Source organism: Flavobacterium eburneipallidum (genome assembly GCF_027111355.2).
In the GTDB taxonomy this organism is placed as follows: domain Bacteria; phylum Bacteroidota; class Bacteroidia; order Flavobacteriales; family Flavobacteriaceae; genus Flavobacterium; species Flavobacterium eburneipallidum.
In genome coordinates this window covers 2,495,095-2,519,340 of the sequence record NZ_CP114291.2, presented here as the reverse complement: position 1 = coordinate 2,519,340, position 24,246 = coordinate 2,495,095, and the positions used below count along the sequence as shown (strand labels likewise).

21 protein-coding genes are annotated in these 24,246 nt (G+C 33.7%); 2 read left to right on the top strand and 19 right to left on the bottom strand.

Translation table 11 applies throughout. The annotated features are described in order from the left end of the window. Positions 1 to 191: 191 nt before the first annotated feature. The 11 genes from glgB to OZP15_RS10555 form a co-directional block, all read right to left on the bottom strand. Entirely contained in the window at positions 192 to 2,096 is a 1,905-nt protein-coding gene (glgB, locus tag OZP15_RS10605) for a 1,4-alpha-glucan branching protein GlgB (protein ID WP_281336069.1), read from the bottom strand. Positions 2,097 to 2,231: 135 nt separating this feature from the next. Further along, positions 2,232 to 2,495, bottom strand: coding sequence for a HepT-like ribonuclease domain-containing protein (locus tag OZP15_RS10600; RefSeq protein WP_269225414.1), 264 nt, complete (start codon positions 2,493 to 2,495; stop codon positions 2,232 to 2,234). Continuing rightward, positions 2,464 to 2,799: a nucleotidyltransferase family protein gene (locus OZP15_RS10595; protein ID WP_281336068.1), complete on the bottom strand. Its 336-nt coding sequence runs from the start codon at positions 2,797 to 2,799 to the stop codon at positions 2,464 to 2,466. The genes OZP15_RS10600 and OZP15_RS10595 overlap by 32 nt, the downstream gene beginning before the upstream one ends. Before the next feature lie 65 nt (positions 2,800 to 2,864). After that, positions 2,865 to 3,836: a hypothetical protein gene (locus OZP15_RS10590; protein WP_269225412.1), complete on the bottom strand. Its 972-nt coding sequence runs from the start codon at positions 3,834 to 3,836 to the stop codon at positions 2,865 to 2,867. Between the two features lie 54 nt (positions 3,837 to 3,890). After that, on the bottom strand, positions 3,891 to 5,828 hold the full coding sequence (locus OZP15_RS10585; RefSeq protein ID WP_281336067.1) for an alpha-1,4-glucan--maltose-1-phosphate maltosyltransferase: 1,938 nt from the start codon (positions 5,826 to 5,828) through the stop codon (positions 3,891 to 3,893). 94 nt (positions 5,829 to 5,922) lie between these two features. Then, positions 5,923 to 7,203 (bottom strand): glucose-1-phosphate adenylyltransferase, encoded by a 1,281-nt coding sequence (locus tag OZP15_RS10580; protein ID WP_269225411.1) that lies wholly within the window; start codon positions 7,201 to 7,203, stop codon positions 5,923 to 5,925. After that, positions 7,200 to 8,621 (bottom strand): glycogen synthase, encoded by a 1,422-nt coding sequence (locus OZP15_RS10575; protein ID WP_269225410.1) that lies wholly within the window; start codon positions 8,619 to 8,621, stop codon positions 7,200 to 7,202. The genes OZP15_RS10580 and OZP15_RS10575 overlap by 4 nt, the downstream gene beginning before the upstream one ends. A 532-nt stretch (positions 8,622 to 9,153) precedes the next feature. Next, positions 9,154 to 9,771, bottom strand: coding sequence for a hypothetical protein (locus OZP15_RS10570; RefSeq protein WP_269225409.1), 618 nt, complete (start codon positions 9,769 to 9,771; stop codon positions 9,154 to 9,156). Between the two features lies 1 nt (position 9,772). Continuing rightward, positions 9,773 to 10,915: an AAA family ATPase gene (locus OZP15_RS10565; protein ID WP_281336066.1), complete on the bottom strand. Its 1,143-nt coding sequence runs from the start codon at positions 10,913 to 10,915 to the stop codon at positions 9,773 to 9,775. 57 nt (positions 10,916 to 10,972) lie between these two features. Further along, a complete protein-coding gene (uvrA, locus tag OZP15_RS10560) occupies positions 10,973 to 13,804 on the bottom strand; it encodes an excinuclease ABC subunit UvrA (RefSeq protein WP_281336065.1) in 2,832 nt (943 codons plus the stop codon). Between the two features lie 186 nt (positions 13,805 to 13,990). After that, positions 13,991 to 15,079 (bottom strand): M42 family metallopeptidase, encoded by a 1,089-nt coding sequence (locus tag OZP15_RS10555; RefSeq protein ID WP_269225406.1) that lies wholly within the window; start codon positions 15,077 to 15,079, stop codon positions 13,991 to 13,993. Positions 15,080 to 15,161: 82 nt separating this feature from the next. On the opposite strand from OZP15_RS10555, the gene OZP15_RS10550 reads away from it, so the two are divergent. After that, positions 15,162 to 15,848: a DUF4294 domain-containing protein gene (locus tag OZP15_RS10550; protein WP_281336064.1), complete on the top strand. Its 687-nt coding sequence runs from the start codon at positions 15,162 to 15,164 to the stop codon at positions 15,846 to 15,848. Between the two features lie 24 nt (positions 15,849 to 15,872). On the opposite strand, the gene OZP15_RS10545 is transcribed toward OZP15_RS10550, so the two are convergent. From OZP15_RS10545 to OZP15_RS10510, 8 genes are all read right to left on the bottom strand, one after another. Further along, on the bottom strand, positions 15,873 to 16,370 hold the full coding sequence (locus OZP15_RS10545; protein ID WP_281336063.1) for a DUF6691 family protein: 498 nt from the start codon (positions 16,368 to 16,370) through the stop codon (positions 15,873 to 15,875). Between the two features lie 10 nt (positions 16,371 to 16,380). Further along, the gene (locus OZP15_RS10540; protein ID WP_281337483.1) at positions 16,381 to 16,944 is read right to left on the bottom strand and encodes a YeeE/YedE family protein; all 564 of its coding nucleotides are present in this window, start codon (positions 16,942 to 16,944) and stop codon (positions 16,381 to 16,383) included. A gap of 12 nt (positions 16,945 to 16,956) precedes the next feature. After that, entirely contained in the window at positions 16,957 to 17,262 is a 306-nt protein-coding gene (locus tag OZP15_RS10535; protein ID WP_269225404.1) for a DUF202 domain-containing protein, read from the bottom strand. A gap of 22 nt (positions 17,263 to 17,284) precedes the next feature. Then, positions 17,285 to 18,703, bottom strand: coding sequence for an MBL fold metallo-hydrolase (locus tag OZP15_RS10530; RefSeq protein ID WP_269225403.1), 1,419 nt, complete (start codon positions 18,701 to 18,703; stop codon positions 17,285 to 17,287). A gap of 142 nt (positions 18,704 to 18,845) precedes the next feature. Next, the gene (cydB, locus tag OZP15_RS10525; RefSeq protein ID WP_281336062.1) at positions 18,846 to 19,883 is read right to left on the bottom strand and encodes a cytochrome d ubiquinol oxidase subunit II; all 1,038 of its coding nucleotides are present in this window, start codon (positions 19,881 to 19,883) and stop codon (positions 18,846 to 18,848) included. Between the two features lie 20 nt (positions 19,884 to 19,903). Then, a complete protein-coding gene (locus OZP15_RS10520) occupies positions 19,904 to 21,256 on the bottom strand; it encodes a cytochrome ubiquinol oxidase subunit I (RefSeq protein ID WP_281336061.1) in 1,353 nt (450 codons plus the stop codon). A gap of 227 nt (positions 21,257 to 21,483) precedes the next feature. After that, entirely contained in the window at positions 21,484 to 22,110 is a 627-nt protein-coding gene (locus tag OZP15_RS10515) for a Crp/Fnr family transcriptional regulator (protein ID WP_281336060.1), read from the bottom strand. 276 nt (positions 22,111 to 22,386) lie between these two features. Next, complete coding sequence (locus OZP15_RS10510) at positions 22,387 to 22,761, bottom strand: DoxX family membrane protein (RefSeq protein WP_269225402.1); 375 nt, start codon at positions 22,759 to 22,761, stop codon at positions 22,387 to 22,389. A 95-nt stretch (positions 22,762 to 22,856) separates the two neighbouring features. Between OZP15_RS10510 and OZP15_RS10505 the strand changes: the two genes are divergently transcribed. Then, positions 22,857 to 24,143: an anthranilate synthase component I family protein gene (locus tag OZP15_RS10505; RefSeq protein WP_269225401.1), complete on the top strand. Its 1,287-nt coding sequence runs from the start codon at positions 22,857 to 22,859 to the stop codon at positions 24,141 to 24,143. Positions 24,144 to 24,246: the final 103 nt, after the last annotated feature.

The window sequence follows — 24,246 nt, the reverse complement described above, 5'->3', positions numbered from 1 at the left end:
AAAATTAATTATTATCAAAAATAATAAAAAAATATTGAAATTGTGTTTGTTTTTTTGGTTGAAATTAACGAAAACGTTGTAATTTATTTATAAAAATAGCTTTTATTGTAATAATTCAATAATCTATGACTTATAAATTAATATTGTTATTTTTTAGGGTTGATTTATATGATTTTTACATATATAAAGAATTAAACAAACTTATAAACCGTCACACTCAATGGAGGTAAAAGTAATGCTACGGAATATTCTCTTCCATCATAAGGTGTAGCTTCTATAGCTAAACTGGTATTGTTTTCAACTCCGCTTCCGCCATAAATAGCAGCATCACTGTTGAAAATTTCTTCTAGCTTGCCACTTTGCGATAAACCAATGCGATAATTTTCACGGACAATTTGAGTAAAATTACAAACCACAACTACATCTTCATTCGAATTGTTTCCTTTTCGAATATACGACATAACTGCATTATCATGATCGGAATAATTAATCCATTCAAAACCTTCCGGACTGAATTGTTTTTCGTGTAAGGCTGGATAGTTTTTGTATAAAGCATTCAAATCGGTTATTGTTTTTTTAATACCATCGTGGAAATCATATTGCAATAAATGCCAGTCTAAACTTGCTTCAAAATTCCATTCGGCACTTTGTCCAAATTCGCTTCCCATAAACAATAATTTGGTTCCAGGATGTGTAAACATATACCCATAAAGCAATCTTAAATTAGCGAATTTCTGCCATTCATCACCCGGCATTCTTCCTGCAATAGATTTTTTGCCATAGACTACTTCATCATGGGAAAGTGGCAACATAAAGTTCTCCGAAAAACCATAGGTCATAGAGAAAGTCAAATCATTTTGATGGTATTTTCTATACACGGTTTCTTTTTGAAAATATTCTAAAGTATCGTGCATCCAGCCCATCATCCATTTCATCCCGAAACCTAATCCGCCAACAAATGTGGGTCTAGAAACCATTGGAAAAGAAGTACTTTCTTCGGCAATTGTCTGCACTCCTTCAAAATTAGAATACACCGCTTCGTTGAAATCTTTTAGGAAACTTATAGTGTCAAGATTTTCTCTGCCACCAAAAATATTCGGTTCCCATTCGCCTTCATTTCTGGAATAATCCAAATACAACATGGAAGCCACAGCATCCACACGAAGTCCATCGACGTGGTAATGTTGTAACCAAAAAATAGCATTACTAATTAGGAACGAACGCACTTCATTTCGTCCGTAATTAAAAACCAAACTTTTCCAATCGGGGTGATATCCTTTTCTGCGATCGGGATGCTCAAAAAGATTTGAACCATCAAAGAAGCCTAAACCGTGAGCATCTTCTGGAAAATGAGATGGAACCCAATCCAGAATTACTCCAATTCCTGCTTGATGTAATTTATCGACCAAAACCATAAAATCCTGTGGTTTTCCAAAACGGGAAGTTGGCGCAAAATAGCCAACCAATTGATAACCCCAAGAAGGATCGTACGGATATTCCATTATTGGCATAAACTCCACGTGGGTAAAACCCGTTTCTTTGACATAATTGACCAATTCCGTAGCCAATTCAAGATAGGTCAAAAATTTTCCTTCTGCATTGCGTTTCCACGAACCCAGATGCACTTCATAAACGGAATAGGGTTTGTTTAAATCATTGTGATCTTTACGATTTTCCATCCAATTTTTATCCTTCCAATCGTATTTTAAATCCCAAATTACGGATGCTGTATGGGGTGGATGTTCGCAATACAAAGCAAATGGATCGGCCTTTTCGGTAATGATTCCGCCGTTGTTCGATTGAATCTTATACTTATAAATGGCTCCTTTTTCAAGCTCTGGAATAAATCCTTCCCAAATTCCTGACGAATCCCAACGCACATTCAATTGATGTTCGCCCTGAATCCAATAATTGAAATCGCCAACCACAGAAACCGAACGTGCTGATGGTGCCCAAACAGCAAAATAAACGCCTTTTACACCGTCAACTTCTATTAGATGTGCGCCTAATTTTTCGTATAATCGGAAATGTTTTCCTGCTTTGAATAAATCAATGTCGAAATCGGTAAAAAGGGAATAGGGTTGTACTTGACTCATTGTAGTGGTGGTGGTTTGGTTTAATGGTTTTCTTTTATACGAATATTAAATTCGGTGGTGATTTTATTCTTTTTGTAAATTTTCGATTTCAATTTTTAACTTTTCTAAATGCCGATTTATAATTGCCCAAACAATTTAATTGTCGATACTGTCGTAAGCATGAACTAAACGATTGCGAAAACCAATAATTTGATGGTCATTTTCAATTACAATTTCGGTTTCATTTTGGCGTAATTTATTTAGGGCTTCTCCAATAATTACCAATTGTCTTTCGACTGCACTTTGGGTTTTTCTATCTTTATCATAAAGATTGAAGTCTGAAATACCAATAGTAAATTCGTTAATTAAATCTATCGATAGTAAAACATCAGAAAGATACTTTTTGCTCTTTTCCGTCATAAAGTAAGATTTTTGTAGCTTCAATATTCTTTTTAAGAATAGGATTTTTAATGGAAGAACTAGTCAGTAAATCCACTTTTCTTTGAAAAAAAACTTCTAGTTTATCCCAAATATCCATCAAGTTCTCGCCACGCTCGATTGGATCTTCATTTTCAATTTCGATTAATAAATCAATATCGCTAGATTCCTCATTAAAATTTTCAGTTATAGCCGAACCAAAAGCATAAATATTCTTAACATTATGGCTTTTGCATAATGCTAAAAATTCTGCTAATTTCAGTTGTATGGATTCTTTCACTTTCATATTGCTAATATAGTTTATTTTTGGGAGGGTTAATTTGAATATTCAATTGTAGAATTAATACTTCTTTACTCTTCGTTTATTGGTATGTGTTTTTCTTTACAATAATTTTCTACTTCTGTATCGTTAACAAAATATTTATCGCAAAACTCATCAAGTTCCTTTTCTGCTCCCGAAACATATTTTTCGCTTGCTGTCATTAATTTTTCCGTTTGTTCAATAAACTTTTCAAACTCTTTGTTCATTTTACAGAGTTTATCAATAGTCTTGAAGTCTAAATCACGAAATATCGAAGGATAAAGAACTTTACTTTGATATGGATTTGCATTAAGTTGAATAATACCAATTCCAAATGATTGATTCAGCCTTGCCATTTCCTCGTTTAAACTATCACTGAATTCAAAGGCAACTAAATATCCATAATTTGCCCAACTTGAATTTGAAACTGCTTGAAAAAACGCCTTTTTTAACTCACTATCACTATTAATTTCTCTTTTTAGTTCATAAGAACTTAATTTAAAAGTATCAACACGATTTATCGATTTTAAAAAATTTTGACTAGCTTTTGTTTGTAAGTTCAAAAATTTAATTCCAACCATATCAGGATGTGTCCAAATTTGATTGTTGTCTTTTCCATTAGATTGTTCGTGAAATATTGTTTTTGAATACGTGTCAGTATTTTTTAAATAACTACTTAAAAGTTTATGTAAATCTCTTTCATCATAAGTTTTTGACTTATTTATCTTGAGCGGTTTTACTAATTGAATTTCTGTATCACCGCTCAAAATTTCAATTCCAATATTTTGTTCATTTTTTGTCAAGTAGTAGGAATATGTTCCGCCATCTTGCTTAATTCGTTTTACTCTAGTGTCTCCCTTACGAATGAATTCCCCAAGAACTGCCGAAATTGTAGAACCAGGAGTTTTTCCAGTTCCAAAGTCATAATACTTTTTATCAATAATATGATTAAGAACCGCTGAATAATTGGTTATTTCGCTAATATCTTCTAGACTTTTTAATACGGCTTCTTTTAATGTCATTACTTTTTCTTTATTCTGCTAATTAACAATTTTTTTCTATGTGGTTAAAATAAACTATTCTTTGTGAATTTTAAACAAATGAAAAGGCAAATCAGCAGACAATTCCACATAATTCCATTCATTTTCCCAAATATAACTATTTCCAGTAATTAAATCGGTAATATGGATAGGGAGTCTTTCGTGCAATTCATTTGGAAGTAACACCATAGATTGCGCAGTGTAATTAGAATCAAGACTGGCGACCATAAGGGTTTCATTCTCTTTGTCGTCGTCAAACTTATAATAGGCCATGATTAGGTCGTTGTTTGTAGCGCAAAAAGCAATATTATTGGTTTGTTGCAACGAAGCTTGTTCTTTTCTAATGGTGTTAATTTTAGTAATTAACGTGGTGATTTTGTTTTGCTTTTCCCAATCCCATTTGAAAAATTCATACTTTTCGGAATGTAAATATTCTTCTCTTCCAGGAGCCAAAGGTGTTGAAATACGATATTCGAAAACAGGACCATAAATTCCAATACTAGAACTTAATGTGGCAGCCAAAAAGTATTTTTGAAGATGAATGGATTCGTTTCCATTTTGCAAGTGAAATGGATTAATATCTGGCGTATTAGGCCAAAAATTAGGGCGGTAAAATTCTTTTTGTTCAGACTGTGTTAATTCTTCTACATATTGTGTTAATTCATGTTTGGAGTTTCTCCAAGTGAAATACGTATAGGATTGTGTAAAGCCTTGTTTCGCCAATTCGTTCATAATTTTCGGACGTGTAAAAGCTTCTGCCAGAAACAATACATCGGGATGTTTTTTCTTGATTTCGCCAATCAGCCAACCCCAGAAAAAGAACGGTTTCGTATGCGGATTATCAACTCTATAAATCTTCACATCACATTCTTCAATCCAAAATAAAGCTACATCCAATAATTCTTTCCAAAGGTTTTTCCAATCTTTGCTTTCAAAATAAATGGGTTGAATGTCTTGGTATTTTTTTGGTGGATTTTCGGCGTATTGCACCGTTCCGTCAGGACGCCATTTGAACCATTGTGGAAAATCTTTCACATAAGGATGATCAGGCGCAGCTTGCAAAGCATAATCCATTGCTACTTCAATTCCTAACTCTTTTGCTTTTTTGACTAATGATTTGAAATCATCAATCGTTCCCAAATCGGGATGCGTAGATTTGTGTCCACCATATTGTGAACCAATTCCCCAAGGCGAACCAACGTCTCCGGGTTCTGCATTGGTGGCGTTATTTTTTCCTTTGCGGTTTACTTCTCCAATAGGATGAATGGGTGGAAAATACAAGGTGTCAAAACCCATCGAAGCAACTCTTGGCAATAATCTTTCACAATCTTTGAACGTTCCGTGTTTTCCTTCTTCTTCGGAAGCCGAACGTGGAAAAAATTCATACCAAGTACTGAACAAAGCTTTTTTTCTATCTACATAAACTTGCAATTCTTGGGATTTATTTTCCAACAATCTAATCGGATATTTTTTGAAGATTTGATTCAATTCGGATGACATGGCTTCTTGAATGGCCACTTCATAATCGGATTCATTGGTGAAATGAATCACTAATTTTTCAAGATATTCTTTCTCGGAATCATTAGCATATTTCAGTGCAGCTTTTACATATTCGGCACCTTCTAATAGTTCGGATTTTACGTATTGATTGTCGTTAATTTTTCGTTCGGTTCCGTGTTGCCAGTTCAAGGCATAATCCACCCAACCTTCAACAAAATAGGAATACAATCCTTGTTTTTCTACTTTGAAATTGGCAGTCCATTGTTCGTTGTCTCTTGGACTCATTCGAACTTCCTGCCAGTTTTTGTCGGCTTCATGTTTGAATTTTACACAACATTCGATGATGTCATGTCCGTCTGAAAAAACATCTGCGGTAACGGTTACCGTTTGACCAACAATTCTTTTGATGTAATATGCTCCGTTGTCGATTTGAGGAGCAAGATTTTCTATTACTATTCGGGTTTGATTCTGCATTTTATATTTTTAAAAGTCAACTAAAATTTGCTAAAATGATTTTGTATTTCATCTTAAAATCTTTGTCAAAGTTTAAAACTTTGACAAAGATTAATTACTTAATTACGAAATTATTAGGGATTACTACTCCTTTTTTGATGACTACAATTCCTTCTTTGATGGCATATAGTTCATGCACAGTATTTTCTAAATGCTTGCCACCACTGATGTAAACATCATTTCCAATTCTACTATTTTTATCTACAATCGCATTATTGATAAAACATCTTTTTCCAATTCCTATTAATTGTCTATTATTGGCGATGTCTTCATTCATATCGTCAATATTTTGATAGAAATCGTTACCCATAACATAACTGTTTTGAATTACGGTTCCTTCGCCAATTCGAGAACGAATTCCAATTACTGATTTGGTAATTTCTTTGGCATTCAAGATACAACCTTCGGAGATTAATGATTTATCCACTTTGGTGTTTTGAAATTTTGAAGGCGGTAATAATCGTGGTCTAGTGTAAATTTTATTGTAATTATCAAACAAATTAAATTGAGGAACGTCGTCTGTCAGTCCAATATTGGCTTCAAAAAAGGAGTCAATATTACCAATATCTGTCCAATAACCTTCGTACTGGTAACTTAATATTTTTTTGTTTCCAACGGCTTGCGGAATGATTTCTTTTCCAAAATCTTTGGTGTCAGGGTTTTTCATTAATTCAACTAAAAGCTTTTTGTTGAAAATATAAATCCCCATCGAAGCAAGGTAAATTTTACCTTCAGATTTCATTTGCTCACTCACTTCAGATTCCCATTCTGGTAAAAGGGAAGCGTCTGGTTTCTCGATAAAAGATTCGATACAACTTTCGCTATTGGTTTTTAGGATTCCAAATTCGGGAGCATCTTTAGCATTTACAGGTAATGTAGCAATAGAAATGTCTGCGTTTGCTGCGATATGAGCGTCAATCATTTCATTAAAATCCATTTGATACAATTGGTCGCCCGAAAGAATCAAAGCGTACTCAAATTCATGATTCAAAAAATGAGGCATACATTGACGAACAGCATCTGAAGTTCCTTGAAACCAAGTTGGATTATCAGGAGTTTGCTCGGCAGCAAGAATATCTACAAAAGCCTGACTGAAAGCATTAAATGTATAAGTGTTTTTTATATGTGCATTCAAGGAAGCCGAATTAAACTGCGTTAAAACAAATATTCGCTTTAAATCGGAGTTCATACAATTCGAAATTGGAATATCTACCAATCTATATTTACCTGCAATCGGTACGGCTGGTTTAGACCTTGAATTTGTCAAAGGAAATAATCTTGACCCTTGTCCACCTCCTAAAATAATGGAAATAACACTTTTCTTTTTAGCTTTCATTTTTGTTCTAGTATTAAATTGTACACTTCTATATATTGTTGACAAACGCTTTCCCAGGAATGGTCAATTTGCATTCCTAGTTTTCGAATATCATTTGTTTTTTTCTTGTCTTTGTATAAATTCACGGCTCTTTGAATCGAATAGCAAACATCACTAACACTAGCCTGATCGTGACAAATCCCGTTTCCGTTGTCTCCAAAATCGATTACGGTGTCTTTCAATCCACCTGTTCTTCTCACAATTGGAATCGTTCCGTAGCGCATGGCATACATTTGATTTAACCCGCAAGGTTCTACTCTGGAAGGCATTAATAAAAAATCAGATCCTCCATAAATTAAATGTGCCAACTCTTCATTGTAGCCAATCACTGCGTTGTAATTTCCTTTGAAACTCGTTTGTAAATGTGTTAATTGATTTTCAATTTCGGCATTTCCTGAACCTAAAACCAAAATATTTATTTCTTTCGGATGTTCTGACAAAGCCATCGCTGCGACGTGTGGCAATAAATCAGCTCCCTTTTCTTCTAATAATCTACCAATGAAACTGAAAAGCGGTTTTTTTGGGTCTAAATTAAATTCGGTACACAACTTTTCTTTATTTTCCTGTTTCCCTTTTTGGAAATTTTTGATCGAATAATTGGTTTCCAACATATTATCTGTAGCTGGATTCCAAACTTCGGTATCAATTCCATTCAAAATGCCCTTTGATTTATCTTTTACAAGCCTAAACAAAGATTCTAAACCATAAGCCCAATCATTAATTTCATTCAAATAATTAGGAGAAACCGTAGTTACTGCCGAAGCACATTTTATGGCCGATGCCAAAGAATTGATTCGATTATCCCATTCTAAAAGATAGGCTTTCGACAAATCAAATTCGGGCAAATAATACAATTTATCAAACCCAAACTGCCCTTGATAAATAGAATTATGTATGGTAATTACCGTTGGTACAGTTTGTAATCTCTCGTATTTATTGGCACATTGCATCATAAACGGAATCAGACCCGTATGATGATCGTGGCAATGAATAATAGTTGGAATTTCATTTCGAGTAGTAATCCAATCCAAAGTTGCTATCTGAAAGGATAAAAAACGTTCAATATCATCTTCATAACCATAGATTTCTTTTCTGTCAAATAAGGTTGGAATTGCAATCAAATACAGTTCATATCCCAATTTATTGGTACGCTCTTTTAATACATTGAATGAAAATTCTGAAATCCCCAATTTTACAACTCCTGAAAAAACAGCATCAAATTCGTTTTCCTGTATAAACTTTGTTTCATAACGAGGAAGTACTACTCGAACCAATTGTCCTGCATTATTTTGATATTTTGGCAAAGCTCCCACAACATCGCCCAAACCACCTACTTTTGCCACTGGATAACACTCCGCCCCGATATGAAATATTTCCATGTATTAAATTGCTGTTTTCTTTTTAATTTCTCTTAATAGTATATCAAAACAATTAAGTAAATCAATATTTTTATTAGGAGTAAATTGTGTTTCTCTGTTTTTCTAAATTTAGTAAAAAAAACGCATCATATTAAAAAGATTGAAAATTTATTAATATGATAACAAACAGGTCTAATCATACGAAAAAATTAAAATTCATCATGATAATTGGGAATTGTGTCAATTATACTGCTTATGTTGGATTTGAATTAGGAATGCGTTTTCTAAATTAAAATAGAGTGAAAAACAAAAAACCTATCTGATTTAGATAGGTTTTGGTCGTGTAGCTATTTATATTATGCTAAATAATAGTACAAAATTTTAACTTTGGAAAAGAAATTTAAACTAACTCTTTCTTCAAAAACTGCGCCGTATAACTTTTTTTATTTTTACTAATTTCTTCAGGGGTTCCTTTGGCAACGACTTCACCACCGCCTTTTCCTCCTTCGGGACCAATGTCAATGATGTAATCCGCTAGTTTGAATTGATTATATCAATTAAATTTTATTGTTTGTGAACCTGTATATTGAAATAATTGAAATCCGAACGCATTGATTTCAGTATGTTCCATTTCAATTCCATCTGGTAATAAATTGTTTAATCTGCCAAAAGCATTTGGAGCATTAATAATAGGAGATGGGGTATTAGATTGTTTATTGCAATAACAACATATTTTTTGAGTAAAAGAGTTTATAAAAGCATCAATTGATGGAACAATTTTTATCAATTTTAATGTTTTAAGCATTTGAGAAATGGCTTTCGAAAGTACTTCCTCGTCTGCATTCTCATCAACTATTTTTCTGTTTTTTAATTCGTTCAATAAAAAGTAAGACTTGTTTTGAGTGTAAACTATAGCGTCACATCTGCTTTTTCCTTGCCTAAATTTATGTGATAAATTAGTTAGAAAAGTATCGTAATCAATTATAGTTACTTCTAAATTATTAGGATTCGAGTATTTTGCTGTTCCAGAATTTTTAATAGAGGATAGAGTTAAAACAGTATTAATATCTTCTAATTCAAAATAAGGTAAATTAGTATCTTCACGTATTTTAAGAATAGAAATTGGTAACTGATGGAATGAAGTAAAATCATTTTTAAGTAAACTATCCATACTATCCTAATTTTTCATATTCGTTATAAATATCGTTTATGGTATCGGATAAAGGATTTGTATTTACCAATCTTTCGTTTTTAGCCATTAAATTAATTAAACTTCCATTTGCAACTTGATAGACAGTTAACTCATCATAATTGTATTTTGCATCATTCTCATTCTTATCAAATTTTTTTATAAGTAGATTTAGATAGTTCACAATATATGGACTGTGTGTAGAAACTAATAATTCAATAGGATTAGTATTATCTATAAAACAATTTTTTATTAAATCATCCATTAATTTACACTGTGCATCAGGAAATAAACTCAATTCAGGCTCTTCGATGTGAATATATATTTTTTTGTTTATATCGCTCAAATTTTTCACCGCTTTAAATTCTGTTAAACTATCAGCTGAAGATAAATATTTCAAAACTGAGCTGTTAAAAGCATCTTCAAATTTAAAATTTTGTGCAAAAAACTGTGAAATTAAAATTATTGGTACAGAAGTTTGTGTTCCTGAAGAACTGTTTCTGAATTCTATATCAAATTTTTCATTATTTTTTGATTCAATTCTATAATTCTTTCCAGAATGGCTTTTTTTAACTAAAAACTTTAGTCCTAAATGTTTTAATTCAACATCCTTTATAGAATCCGAAGCCAAATCAAAATCTTTAAAAACTTCGTGAAAATAGAATCCTAAATAACCTCCTGTTAATGATGCTCCTCTATTTGCCCATAGAGGTATTATATTTCTAGTTTCTGAAATAAAAGAAATTTTATTGAAATGTAAGTCAGAGGCATTTATTATATTTTTTGAAAAGGATAGTTTATGATTTTGAAATTTTATTTCATAAGTCATTCCGTTATCAAATGTGGTTGTGTAGATGATTTCAGGATTTGATTTCATAAATTCATCTATGCCAGTTTGTTTCAAATATGAATCCATTCTAAAGCGAAAAGGAGAATTTACTTTACTAGTTTTTAAATAAGAGCGAATGTTTTGCATTTTATAAATCCATCGAAATAAAGAGATAACTTTCATCAAAGTACTTTTTCCACTGCCTGATTCTCCAATAAAAACTGTAAAAGGTTTTATTTCTTCAATATGAATATCTTTTAGAGGACCGAGATTTTTTATGATTATAGATTCTTTCATCTTGTATCTGTTTTAAACAAATGTAATTATTTTTTTAAATGATTTTTGAACTAATCCTTAAACTAACTCTTTTTTCAAAAACTGCGCTGTATAGCTTTTTTTATTTTTACTAATTTCTTCTGGAGTTCCTTTGGCAACCACTTCGCCACCGCCTTTTCCTCCTTCGGGACCAATGTCAATGATGTAATCCGCCAGTTTGATGACGTCCATGTTGTGTTCAATAATCAAAATGGTATTGCCTTTGTCAACCAATTTATTAATCACTTCCATCAAAACCCGAATGTCTTCAAAATGCAATCCCGTTGTGGGTTCATCCAAAATATAAAAGGTGTTTCCTGTATCTTTTTTAGATAATTCTCCAGCCAGTTTGATACGTTGCGCTTCGCCACCCGAAAGCGTGGTACTTTGTTGACCTAAAGTAATATAACCCAAACCAACATCTTGTAGCGTTTTGACTTTTCGATAAATCTTTGGTATATTCTCAAAGAAAGGAACGGATTCGTCAATAGTCATATTCAACACATCCGAAATGGATTTTCCTTTGTATCTGATTTCCAAAGTTTCTCTGTTGAAACGTTTCCCCTGACAGCTTTCGCATTCCACATACACATCGGGCAAGAAATTCATTTCAATCGTTCGAACTCCAGAACCTTCGCAGGTTTCACAACGTCCGCCTTTTACATTAAAGCTAAAACGTCCCGCTTTATAACCACGAATCATACTCTCCGAAGTCATTGTAAACAGGTTTCGGATTTCGCTAAAAACTTCTGTATAAGTCGCAGGATTCGAACGTGGTGTTCTTCCAATCGGACTTTGGTCAATATCAATCACTTTGTCGATATGTTCCAAACCTTCAATTTTCTTGTAGGGTTGCGGTTTTTTGACACCATTAAAATAATAAGCGTTCAAAATAGGGTAGAGGGTTTCATTAATCAAAGTCGATTTTCCGCTTCCCGAAACTCCCGTCACGCAAATCATTTTACCCAAAGGCAAATCAATTGAGACATTTTTTAGATTGTTTCCTGTTGCTCCAGTTAATTTTAGAAATTTTCCGTTGCCTTCACGACGCTTTTTTGGAATCTCCAATTTCATTTTTCCATTCAAATACTGCGCAGTAATTGTATTCGATTTTAAGGTTTCGGCAGGCGTTCCAATACTGATGATTTCGCCACCATATTTCCCTGCTTTCGGACCAATATCAATTACATAATCGGCTTGCTCAATCATATCTTTATCGTGTTCGACCACGATTACCGAGTTGCCAATATCACGTAATTGTTCCAATGATTTAATCAGTTTGTCGTTGTCTCTTTGGTGTAAACCAATACTTGGCTCATCCAGAATGTATAAAACCCCAACCAATTGCGAACCAATTTGTGTTGCCAATCGGATGCGTTGTGCTTCACCACCTGAAAGTGATTTGGAGCTTCGGCTTAAAGCCAGATAATCCAAACCAACATTCATCAAAAATGCTAATCTGTCTTTGATTTCCTTGATAACTTCAGTAGCGATGGTTTTTTGTTTTTCGGATAAATATTTGTCCAATTCCAGAAACCAGGCCGTTACATCTGAAATATCCATGTTGCACAGTTCAGCAATATTTTTTTCATTGATTTTGAAAAATAACGCTTCTTTTTTCAATCGTGAACCTTCACAAACGGGACATTTTACCTCGTCCATAAATTCCTTTGCCCAACGTTTTATCGTTGCAGAACCACTTTCGTCATATTGGTTTTTGATGAAATGCGAAATTCCTTCAAACTCAATTTTATATTCTTTGGTTACTCCCAAAACTTTCGATTCGACAGAGAATTTTTCTTTGCCACCATTCAAAATCATTTCCATCGCTTCCTCGGAAATCGTTTCGACAGCATCTGTCAATTTGAAACTGTATTTTTCGCCAATGATTTCCAATTGCTTGAAAATCCAACTGCTTTTGTATTCGCCTAAAGGTGCAAAACCACCAGCTTTTATAGATAATTTAGGATTTGGGATAATCTTTTTAAGGTTGATTTCGTTTATCGTTCCCAAACCTTTACAATGGTCACAAGCGCCTTTTGGAGAGTTGAACGAAAACAAATTCGGTTCCGGATTTTGATAGGAAATTCCAGTAGATGGACACATCAAATTCCGACTAAAAAATCGAATTTCATTAGTGTCCTGGTCTAAAATCATCAAAACATTTTCACCCTGATACATCGCTGTTTTAATACTTTCGGACAGGCGTTTTTCGTTGTCGGGAGTGTCTTCAATAACCATTCTGTCAATCACGATTTCGATGTCGTGCGTTTTGTAACGGTCGAGTTTCATTCCAGTTGTGATGTCCTTAACGTCACCATTAATACGAACTTTCAAAAATCCTTGTTTGGCAATTTGCTGGAATAATTCGGCATAATGTCCTTTTCTAGCACGAATAATTGGTGCCAAAATATTGATACGTTTTCCCGAAAAATCTTGGGTAATCAAATCCTTGATTTGCTCATCGTTATAGGAAACCATTTTTTCGCCTGTGTTGTAACTATAGGCATCTGCGGCGCGTGCATACAACAAACGCAGGAAATCATAAATTTCGGTAATGGTTCCAACGGTAGAACGAGGACTTTTACTGGTTGTTTTTTGTTCGATAGCAATAACAGGAGAAAGTCCGTCAATTTTATCCACGTCGGGACGCTCCAAACCACCTAAAAATTGCCTCGCATAAGCCGAAAAAGTTTCGACATAACGGCGCTGACCTTCGGCATAAATCGTGTCGAAAGCAAGAGAAGATTTTCCCGAACCCGAAAGTCCTGTAATCACCACTAGTTTCTCTCTTGGAATTTTTACGTCTATATTTTTTAGATTGTGCACTCTCGCACCTAATACTTCAATGTTGTTGTCGTTTTCTAGCATAGAATTTTGGCAAAACGCAAAGTTACCATTTTGATTTATTCTTTCGGTATAACAGTTTGGAAGATTATCTTAAAATGGGATTTTGGAGAATTTCTTCTTTAGTTGAATTGATTTTGGCTTATAAAAAAAATCCTTTCCTTAATTTTTACAAAAAGGAAAGGATTTAATTTATAGAAATATGCTTTTTTATTTAAAATAAGAAAATGTTTCGTTGTTTTCGATTTTCAATAAAGTCTCGTAAATTAATTTAATAACATTCTCCACATCATCACGATGCACCATTTCTACTGTAGTGTGCATATAACGCAAAGGCAACGAAATCAAAGCCGAAGCTACTCCGCCATTACTGTAAGCAAAAGCATCAGTGTCAGTTCCAGTAACTCTGGAAGATGCTAAACGTTGGAAAGGAATATTTTTTTCTTCAGCTGTATCCAAAATCAATTCTCTTAAATTGTTCTGAACCGCTGGAGCATAAGTAATAACAGGACCTTTGCCAATTTTTGTTTCTCCTTCAATTTTCTTTTCAATCATTGGAGTAGTCGAGTCGTGGCATACATCAGTAACAATGGCAACGTTCGGTTTGATGGTTTTGGTAATCATTTCGGCACCACGAAGACCTACTTCTTCCTGAACAGAATTAGTAATATACAACCCAAAAGGAAGTTTGATTTTGTTTTCGTGTAACAAACGCGCCACCTCGGCAATCATAAAGCCACCCATTCTATTGTCAATAGCACGGCAAACAAATTTGTTTTCGTTGAGTACCATAAATTCATCTGGATAAGTAATCACACACCCCACATGAACACCCAAAGCATCTACTTCTTCTTTTTTAGAGCAACCAATATCAATAAATAAGTTGTCAATTCTAGCAGCTTCTTCTTTTCCTCTACCACGGGTATGAATAGCAGGCCATCCAAAAACACCTTTTACGATTCCTTTTTTAGTATGAATGTTTACTCTTTTAGAAGGAGCAATTTGATGATCTGAACCTCCATTTCTAATAACGTAAATCAATCCGTCATCAGTAATATAATTTACATACCACGAAATTTCATCCGCATGACCTTCAATTACTACTTTGTAAGGAGCATCGGGATTAATAACCCCAACCGCAGTTCCATAAGTATCCGTGATAAAAGTATCTACATAAGGTTTTAAATAATCCATCCACAGTTTTTGACCAGAACTTTCAAATCCAGTAGGGGATGCGTTGTTAAGGTAGTTTTCTAAAAATGTTAGCGAAGTCTTTTTTAATATCGATTTTGAACTCATAAAATTATTTTTTGCTAAAATATAAATTTGAGATTAGAGTTGTGTATTTAATGTATAATTTTGTGACATAAATTTTTGTTATATGAAGATTGTTAAAATGTTTTTGTCTTTTCTTTTACTGTTTATTTCTATTTTGGGTCATGCGCAAACAAAGCCTAGAGATGGCTCTATGATTGATGAGGCGTTGACCGAAACTGATACTGTTTTTAAAGACACTATTCAGTTGCCTGAAATAATTCTTTATAAAGGGAAATTAGATCAAGTAGCTAAAAAACAATTTGATTTGCTTCGAAGTAGAGTGTACAAAACCTATCCGTATGCAACATTAGCAGCTGATAAATTGGTTGCGCTTAATAAAGGCATGGCTAGTTTGAAAACAAATAAAGAAAAAAAGAAATACTTCAAGATTGCCGAAGATTATATCAACAATGAATTTGAAGCTCGACTTAAAAAACTTTCTCGCAAGCAAGGGCAAATACTTATTAAACTGATTCACCGTCAAACAGGTGAAACGACTTATGAATTAGTCAAAACCCTAAAAAGCGGATGGACTGCATTTTGGTCGAACACTACTGCAAAAATGTTTGATCTTAATATGAAAACTCCTTATGCACCTTTTCAAGTTAACGAAGATTTTTTAATAGAAACCATACTTGTAAGAGCTTTTGAATCAGGACGATTAACAAATCAGCCTCCAGCAAAACCAGTTAATTATGACGAATTAAATAATTTTTGGATTAACAAGGCTATAGAATTAAAAAATAATTAAACTCACAATTTGAAAAGAGGTAAATTAGTGAGGTAATTTATCTCTAAAATAACCATATACCCAAGTCCCCACAATAGCAAAGAATAAAGTAACAATCATAACAGTTACTCCAGTTCCTATTTGAGCAAAAAGAGGACCAGGACAAGCACCTGTAATGGCCCAACCCAATCCAAAAATGAATCCACCAATGATTTGACCTTTGTTGAATGTTTTATCGTGGAACTCTATTTTTTCTCCATATATGGTTTTGATATTGAATTTTTTGATTATTAAAACTGAAATTACTCCCACCACAACGGCACTGCCAATAACTCCGTACATGTGAAAGGATTGAAAACGAAACATTTCCTGAATGCGATACCAACTAATGATTTCGGCTTTGATAAATACGATTCCAAACAATAAACCTACAATTAGATATTTGATATTATGATACCATTTGTGTTGCAAATGACTTTCGTTGACACAAATAGTATCTAAAGAACGAGTTTCAAAATCAGTGTTTTTATCTTTGATTTCCATGATTATTAGTTTAAAGTAAAAGGATGTAAGGAAGGATGAAATTTGCCATTATAAGTCCACCAATGAAAAAAAAGCAAGTAGCAATTAAAGACGGTAATTGTAAATTAGACAATCCCGAAATAGCATGTCCACTAGTGCAACCACCCGCATAGCGAGAACCAAAACCTATCATGAATCCGCCAACAACCATCATCAAAAAACCTTTGATTGTAAATAGATTTTCCCACGAAAAAATGGCAGAAGGCAACATTCCATCAATGTTTGTAATGCTATAAGTGGCTAATTCGGTTCTTAAATCTTTATTGATAAGCATTGAATTTGGATTGGCTAAAAACTGAAAAGCAATCACACCTCCAATAAGAATTCCGAGGACAAAAAACAGATTCCAGATTTCTTTTTTCCAATCGTATTTAAAGAACGGAATATTTGCCGGCAAGCAAGCGGCACAAAAGTGGCGTAGATTAGCACTTATACCAAAGTTTTTGTTCCCTAATAGTAATAAGGCTGGTACAGTAAGACCAATTAAAGGGCCAGCGATGTACCATGGCCAGGGTTGTTTGATGAATTCTAAAATTTCCATATTTAATTATTGATAATATTCTAATTGATAATTTCCAATGTGTTTTTGATCTTCTAAAATTGACTTTTTATGTTTGAAATAATTAATAATTCCAAGGATAAAAATCACAAATGCTATGCTAAATAATACTATTTCTGTAAAAAAACTATTCTCTATTTTGAGCAAATTTCTTAAACTCAAACCAGCAATTAAAAAATACATTGCCGTTCTTAAGAATGCTAAAAAAGTAGATTGATTAGCTAAAACAGTTCGTTGTAATGCCAATCGTTCTCTTAAAATTAAATCTTTGTTTATTGTCTTTGAATCGTCCATTTGATGTTGAATGTTTTACTATTTATACTTTCAAAACTTTGCTTTGACACACAAAATCGGTTTTAGGAACTGTTGTTTTTGCAATGGCATTAAATCCTCCTTCAATTTCGGAAAAGTTTCTATAACCACGTGCTTGCAATATGGATGCTGCCATCATCGAACGATAGCCTCCTGCACAATGAAGATAAAAATGTTCTTTGGGATCAATATCTTTTACCCATTCATTTATTGCCGAAAGTGGTCGGCTGTAAGCTTCGTCAACATGTTCTGCTTCGTATTCACTTTCTTTGCGAACATCAATTACTTTGCTTTGGCTAGTTTTTATTTCATTTTCAAATTGCTCGACAGTAATTCTATTTACACTGTCAATTTCGAATCCTGCTTTTGTCCAAGCTTCAAATCCATTTTTCAAATGACCAATAAGGTTGTCAAAACCAACACGAGACAAGCGAGTAACTGTTTCTTCCTCCATTCCTATTTCGGTAACTAATAAAATAGGCTGTTTTACGTCACCAATCAAAGCACCAACCCAAGGAGCAAAATCGCCATTGATGCCAATGTTTATAGATTGTGGAATATAGCCTTTGGCAAAAATTTCGTTGTTGCGAGTATCTAAAATTAATGCTCCAGTTTCTTCGGCAACACTTTCAAATTCGGCGGAGTTTATGGCTTGCATTCCGTTGTTAAATACCGATTCAAAGCTTTCGATTCCGCTTTTGTTCATAGCCACATTCATCCCAAAATAGGCTGGTGGAGGCAGTAAACCATCGGTAACTTCTTTGATAAATTCCGCTTCGGTCATGTTGGCTCTCAAGGCATAATTAGTCATTTTTTGTTCTCCTATGGTCGAAACGGTTTCTTTGCTCATGTTTTTTCCACAGGCAGAACCTGCACCATGAGCTGGATATACAACAACATCATCGTTCAGAGTCATTATTTTATTTCGTAACGAATGAAATAAGGTTGCTGCTAATTCTTCTTGTGTCATTGAAGCGGCTTTTTGTGCCAAATCAGGACGACCTACATCGCCAATGAATAGAGTATCTCCAGAGAAAATAGCATGATCTTTTCCGTCAGCATCAATTAGTAAATACGAGGTGCTTTCCATAGTATGACCAGGGGTGTGCAATACTTTTATTTTGATGTTTCCAATTTCAAAAATTTGTCCATCGGTAGCAGCAATAAATTCAAAATCAGGTTTTGCGGTTGGTCCGTAAACAATAGGAGCACCCGTTTTTTTGCTTAAATCTAAATGACCAGAAACAAAGTCAGCATGAAAATGAGTTTCAAAAATATATTTAAGTTTGCCACCATCTTTTTCTAACCTGTCCATATATGGTTCTGTTTCACGAAGGGGATCAATAATAGCAGCTTCGCCATTAGATGTGATATAATAAGCTCCTTGTGCTAAACATCCGGTGTAAATCTGTTCTATTTTCATGGTGTAAATTCTGTTTGTTGATAAATTCAATACAAAGGTATTTCAAGTTTTTACTTTAAATAGTGACAAAAGTTACACAACACAAAAAATGTTATAAAAAGAGTAGGAAGCTCAAAATTTTATAGGAACTAGTATTTCAATTTTAATAACTAGTGTCGTCTAGCTTTACTTTTCCGTTGAAGGTACTGTACAGAAAGTAGAAGTATCCAGCCAGCAGAGGAGTTCCAATTACAACAATAGTTAGCATGATGCCTAAAGATTTTTGAGACGAAGCAGCATTGTAAATCGTTACACTGTATTTTGGGTCAATAGTCGATAGTAATAAAGTAGGGTACAATTGGATAGCCACAAGCATTAACAAAAACATCATTGTTATGGATGAAAAGACTAGTGCCAGCATGTATCTTTTTTTGGAAACCAAACGAGGTACATTGGCAACGGCCAGAAAAGAAAGAATTGGGACTATAAAATAAACGGGATTGGCTCTAAAATTTGCCGTTACTTTTGGAATAAAAACCAAAGTATAAAGCGTCATTATTCCGAAAGTGATGATGAAAAAAATCATTCCACGACGGAGCAAAAAAGTAAGTCTGGCGTGCAATCGTCCTTCGGTTTTTAGCAATAAATAAATAGCGCCTTGTGTCATAAACAAAGACAGCGTTGTTAGCCCAGTCATTATAGCATAGGGATTTAAAAACGAGAAAAAAGCATCGCCTTTGTAACTGTAATTTTCTCCCAGAGGAAAACCTTGTAGAATATTGCCTAGAACAACTCCTAACAAGAAGGCAATCATAATACTAGAAACGCTATACACAATATCCCAAGTTTTACGCCACCATAGCATTTCTTCGGCACTACGGAATTTTATGGCTGCCGCACGGAGTATATTAAACATTAAAAACAGCATAAACGGAACGTACATTGCCGATAGCATTGTAGCATACATAACAGGAAATCCTGCAAATAAAGCTCCACCGCCAATAACCAACCAAACCTGATTGGCATCCCAAACAGGTGCAATGGCATTGATGGCTATTCGTCTGCTTAAATCTTTATGAAAAAATAAGTGCCAAGCTCCTGCACCAAAATCAAATCCTTCGAGAATGGCATAACCCGAAAACAAAAGCCCAATAACTAAATACCATAAAGTGGGATAATCAATTCCTAAAAAATATTCCATAATTACTGCTTTTTATGTTTTTAGAATGATTGAAAATTTATAGCTTCGTTCAGCTCGTCATAAGGCCCATGTTTTATTTTTTTGTTGACCATATACATGAATAAGACAAATAAAAGCGAATAAATTAGGGTAAACATGATTAACGAAAACACGATTTGGTTGGCCGATACTTCTTGCGAAAAAGCATCAGATGTTCGTAAATGTCCGTAAACAACCCAGGGCTGTCTGCCCATTTCGGCAGCAAACCATCCCACTTGATTGGCTATTTGAGGCAAAATAACGGAGAAAGAAAAAATCCACATCAACCATTTGGTTTCGAATAATTGATTTTTCCACCAAAGAAAACAGGCGTAAAGTGTTAGTCCTATAAGCATCATTCCAATAGCAATCATAATATGATAAAATTGAAAAACGGCATTGATTTGGCTCGGTCTGTCTGCAACAGGAAAAGTATTCAAACCAGTTATGGGCGCTTTAAAATCTTGATGCACCAAAAACGATAATCCTCCTGGAATTTTTAAGCCAGTAACTTCTTGTTTTTCTTTGTCAACCCATCCCAGTAGATACAAATCCGCAGGGGCAGATTTCTGAAAATGACCTTCCATAGCAGCTAATTTTGCAGGTTGATTGACTGCAACACCATCGGCAGAACTATGTCCGGAAACTAATTGTGATAAAGAAAAAACAGTAGCTACAACCAAAGCAATTTTAAATGCTTTTTTAGAAATTTCGGTGTAACGATTTTTTCGTAGATAATAGGCATGAACACTTAAAACCAAAAAAGCTCCAGCCAAAAACGAACCCTGCCAAGTATGCACTAATCTGTCCATGCTGGAGGGATTAAAGACCATTGCCCAGAAATCGGTAACTTCGGCACGAGCGTTTAATCCTTCGCCAACGATATGATAACCCGCTGGCGTTTGTTGCCAAGAATTAGCCACTACAATCCAAACAGCCGAGAATAAAGAACCTAAAAAAACACCAATGGTAGAAACCAAATGCACCCATGGTTTTACGCGATGCCAACCGAAAAGCAAAACACCCAAAAAGGCACTTTCTAAACCAAAGGCAAACAATCCTTCGGCAGCTAAAGCACTGCCAAAAATATCGCCAACATATCGAGAATAAACCGCCCAATTAGTTCCAAACTCAAATTCCATGATGATGCCAGTAGCCACTCCGATACCGAATGTTAATGCAAATATTTTAATCCAAAAGCGTGTTAAAATTTCGTATTCTTTTTTGCCAGTTTTGAGATAGAGACTTTCCATAATAACCATTATTAATCCAATTCCGATACTCAATGGCGGATAGATATAGTGGAAAGCGATGGTAAAAGCAAACTGAATTCGAGCAAGAATTTCTACGTCCATAACTGTTTCGTTTTGGTGTTGATTATCAATGTTGTAAAATGCAGTAGATCAATTTTTTGGACAAAGTAATTAACCGAGGATGCATCGTGGTAGAATTGTAATAGTAATAAATCAAAAAATATTTTTAAAGGTAAATTCTGTTACTATTTTCCATATCACAAATATAACAATTGAAATGCCAACAGTCAAGGTATAAATCACATAACTTCTTTTTATAATTAGTTGATTTATTTCAAAAGTTCAATATGATTTCGATGCAATTTTAAATCACCTCGTTGTTCTAATTTTTTGAGTAATCGTGAAATAACTTCTCTTGAGGTATTTAACTCTGTGGCAATTTCTTGGTGTGATAAATTCAAATCACTGCAACCACAAGCTTTTTGATTACGCTTTAAATAAAATTCTAAACGTTCGTCCATGGCTTTAAAAGCAATACTATTGATTACTTCTAGTACTTCTTCAAATCGGCTACGATAGGTATCGATAACAAATTCATACCAACTACGATGTTGCATCATCCATTTGTCCATCAATGGTAATGGAATCATGATTAATTCGACATCTTCAACCACTTTAGCCATGATTTGACTTTTTTCACTTTTGGTAGCACATATCATAGAAATTGCACAGGCTTGTCCTGATTGTAAATAATACATTAAAAACTCACCTCCATCTTCATCTTCACGGTAAATTTTGATACTGCCATTTAAAACTAACACGGTATTTTTTATATACTGCCCCGTTTTCATAAGAACATGACCTGCATTAAAAGATTGCTCGATGGCGTTAGCGCTGATGTCTTCTATAAGTGGGGTTGAAAATGACGGAAATTTTTTTTGTAAGTTTTGATTCATTTGTTGTGATTTAAACTAAAAAGAGGATTTAGTCAATAGTTTTTTCGTTTTTTTAATATCTTGTAAAATAACCAATTCTTTTTCTTTGATATTACTCTAAAAATGTGTTCAAGTTGATTTTTCTATATTAAGTTATTGTAATTCAGTTTTTTTTAGTTTTTTTTCTATGTTTTTTTTGAATGACACATAGTAATTGGTTTTCGATAATTATTATCTATCAAAGGTATATTTTATATGAAAAAAAACCATCAGTTTTCTGATGGTTTGAAAAAAAAATTATGCTACAAACAAGCCTTTATAGTTTTTCCAATGGCTATAAATCAAGAATAAGTTGCCAAAAAATACAAATAAAGCTAGTGGAATTCCTTCGGGACTCAAAAAGAAATTGATAAATAGAATGTTTACCGTTACTGGAAGTATTAGAATGTTCGCCAATGTTACGTACCGATTGGTCACAAATGCTAATCCGCAAAGGAGTTCAACTGATTTTGCCAAAGGGATTAAATAGTTAGAAGCAATAAGACCTAGTTGGAAAGCTTTAAAATTTCCTGTGAATTCAGGTTCTGGAAAAAGTTTTAGGAAGAAGCCAATTGAGGTAAAAAGAAACAAAACTCCAATTAAAACACGAATAATAATGATAGCAATTTTCATAACAAACAGTTTTAGAGGTTAATAGTCTTATAAATATACTAAAAATTTTGAAATAAATTTATCGTAATTTTGAGTTTTTTAAATAAAACTATTCTTTGAGAACATCAATCATAAAAAATATAGCGAATCCTATTCGGTTTAAGGAAGAACTTCTGATTTGGTCACAACAGTTTCGTGAAGTTGTTTTTTTGGACAGTAATGATTATCCACAACGTTATTCTAGTTTCGATTGCATTCTTGCGGTTGATGCCTTAACTTCCATAAAAACGGATTATCACAACGCTTTCGAGGATTTAAAACAATACCAACAAACTACAAAAGATTGGCTATTTGGGTATTTATCATTCGATTTAAAAAATGATGTAGAACATTTACAATCCAATAATTTTGATGGTTTGGGTTTTCCAGATTTGTTTTTCTTTCAGCCTAAAAAAGTATTTTCGCTCAAAGGAAATCAACTCGAAATTCAATATCTCAACATGTGTGACGATGAGGTAGAGGACGACTTTAAGGAAATACAATTACAGATTGCAGATTTCATATTTCAGACTTCAGAGATTGATATTAAACAACGCATTTCAAAAGAAAAATATTTAGACAAAGTGTCTAAAATTTTAGACCATATTCATCGAGGTGATATTTATGAAGCTAATTTTTGTATGGAATTTTTTGCTACAAATGCAGTTATCAATCCATTGGAAAAATATTTAAGGCTTAACGAAATTTCTAAAGCTCCTCAAGCTGTTTATTTCAAAAATAACCATCAATTTTTGCTTTCTGCTTCGCCAGAACGGTATTTAAGAAAAGAAGGTGAAATGTTGATTTCGCAACCGATAAAAGGAACTGCAAAGCGATTTCAAGACCCGATAGAAGACGAAAAGTCCAAAAATGATTTGGCTTCCGATCCCAAGGAACGTTCCGAAAACATTATGGTTTCCGATTTGGTTCGCAATGATTTGTCTCGAACTGCTCAAAAAGGCTCTGTTAATGTAACAGAGTTGTGCACAATATATTCATTTGAACAAGTGCATCAAATGATTTCTACAATCGCTTCAAAATTAGATAGTCAATACACGGCTGTCGATGCCATTAAAGCTACTTTTCCAATGGGAAGCATGACAGGAATGCCTAAAATATCGGTTTTGAAAATTATTGAAGCATTAGAAGAAACTAAAAGAGGTTTGTATAGCGGAGCTGTCGGTTATTTTACTCCAAATGGCGATTTCGATTTCAATGTTGTAATCCGAAGCATTTTATACAATCAAGAAAATAAATACGTTTCTTTTTCTGTAGGAAGTGCCATTACATCAAAATCAATTCCTGAAAAAGAATACGAAGAGTGTTTGTTGAAAGCCAATGCAATGCGAGAAGTTTTAAGTTGAATTTATCCTTGTTAATTCAAAATATTTCTTCTGTTAATTCAAAGTTTAAGTCTTGTTAATTCAAAATTTAAGTCATGTTAATTCAAAATATTTCTTCTGTTAA

What these genes read in the sequence shown, in the direction of transcription:
- OZP15_RS10565 (WP_281336066.1), bottom strand. Translation starts at nt 10,915, where the DNA reads ATGAAAGAATCTATAATCATAAAAAATCTCGGTCCTCTAAAAGATATT.
- OZP15_RS10515 (WP_281336060.1), bottom strand. Translation starts at nt 22,110, where the DNA reads ATGAATCAAAACTTACAAAAAAAATTTCCGTCATTTTCAACCCCACTT.
- OZP15_RS10530 (WP_269225403.1), bottom strand. Translation starts at nt 18,703, where the DNA reads ATGAAAATAGAACAGATTTACACCGGATGTTTAGCACAAGGAGCTTAT.
- OZP15_RS10535 (WP_269225404.1), bottom strand. Translation starts at nt 17,262, where the DNA reads ATGGACGATTCAAAGACAATAAACAAAGATTTAATTTTAAGAGAACGA.
- OZP15_RS10590 (WP_269225412.1), bottom strand. Translation starts at nt 3,836, where the DNA reads ATGACATTAAAAGAAGCCGTATTAAAAAGTCTAGAAGATATTAGCGAA.
- cydB (WP_281336062.1), bottom strand. Translation starts at nt 19,883, where the DNA reads ATGGAATATTTTTTAGGAATTGATTATCCCACTTTATGGTATTTAGTT.
- OZP15_RS10510 (WP_269225402.1), bottom strand. Translation starts at nt 22,761, where the DNA reads ATGAAAATTGCTATCATTATTATTCGTGTTTTAATTGGAGTTTTGTTT.
- OZP15_RS10570 (WP_269225409.1), bottom strand. Translation starts at nt 9,771, where the DNA reads ATGGATAGTTTACTTAAAAATGATTTTACTTCATTCCATCAGTTACCA.
- OZP15_RS10585 (WP_281336067.1), bottom strand. Translation starts at nt 5,828, where the DNA reads ATGCAGAATCAAACCCGAATAGTAATAGAAAATCTTGCTCCTCAAATC.
- uvrA (WP_281336065.1), bottom strand. Translation starts at nt 13,804, where the DNA reads ATGCTAGAAAACGACAACAACATTGAAGTATTAGGTGCGAGAGTGCAC.
- OZP15_RS10520 (WP_281336061.1), bottom strand. Translation starts at nt 21,256, where the DNA reads ATGGACGTAGAAATTCTTGCTCGAATTCAGTTTGCTTTTACCATCGCT.
- OZP15_RS10600 (WP_269225414.1), bottom strand. Translation starts at nt 2,495, where the DNA reads ATGACGGAAAAGAGCAAAAAGTATCTTTCTGATGTTTTACTATCGATA.
- OZP15_RS10575 (WP_269225410.1), bottom strand. Translation starts at nt 8,621, where the DNA reads ATGGAAATATTTCATATCGGGGCGGAGTGTTATCCAGTGGCAAAAGTA.
- OZP15_RS10555 (WP_269225406.1), bottom strand. Translation starts at nt 15,079, where the DNA reads ATGAGTTCAAAATCGATATTAAAAAAGACTTCGCTAACATTTTTAGAA.
- OZP15_RS10595 (WP_281336068.1), bottom strand. Translation starts at nt 2,799, where the DNA reads ATGAAAGTGAAAGAATCCATACAACTGAAATTAGCAGAATTTTTAGCA.
- OZP15_RS10580 (WP_269225411.1), bottom strand. Translation starts at nt 7,203, where the DNA reads ATGAAAGCTAAAAAGAAAAGTGTTATTTCCATTATTTTAGGAGGTGGA.
- OZP15_RS10550 (WP_281336064.1), top strand. Translation starts at nt 15,162, where the DNA reads ATGAAGATTGTTAAAATGTTTTTGTCTTTTCTTTTACTGTTTATTTCT.
- OZP15_RS10545 (WP_281336063.1), bottom strand. Translation starts at nt 16,370, where the DNA reads ATGGAAATCAAAGATAAAAACACTGATTTTGAAACTCGTTCTTTAGAT.
- glgB (WP_281336069.1), bottom strand. Translation starts at nt 2,096, where the DNA reads ATGAGTCAAGTACAACCCTATTCCCTTTTTACCGATTTCGACATTGAT.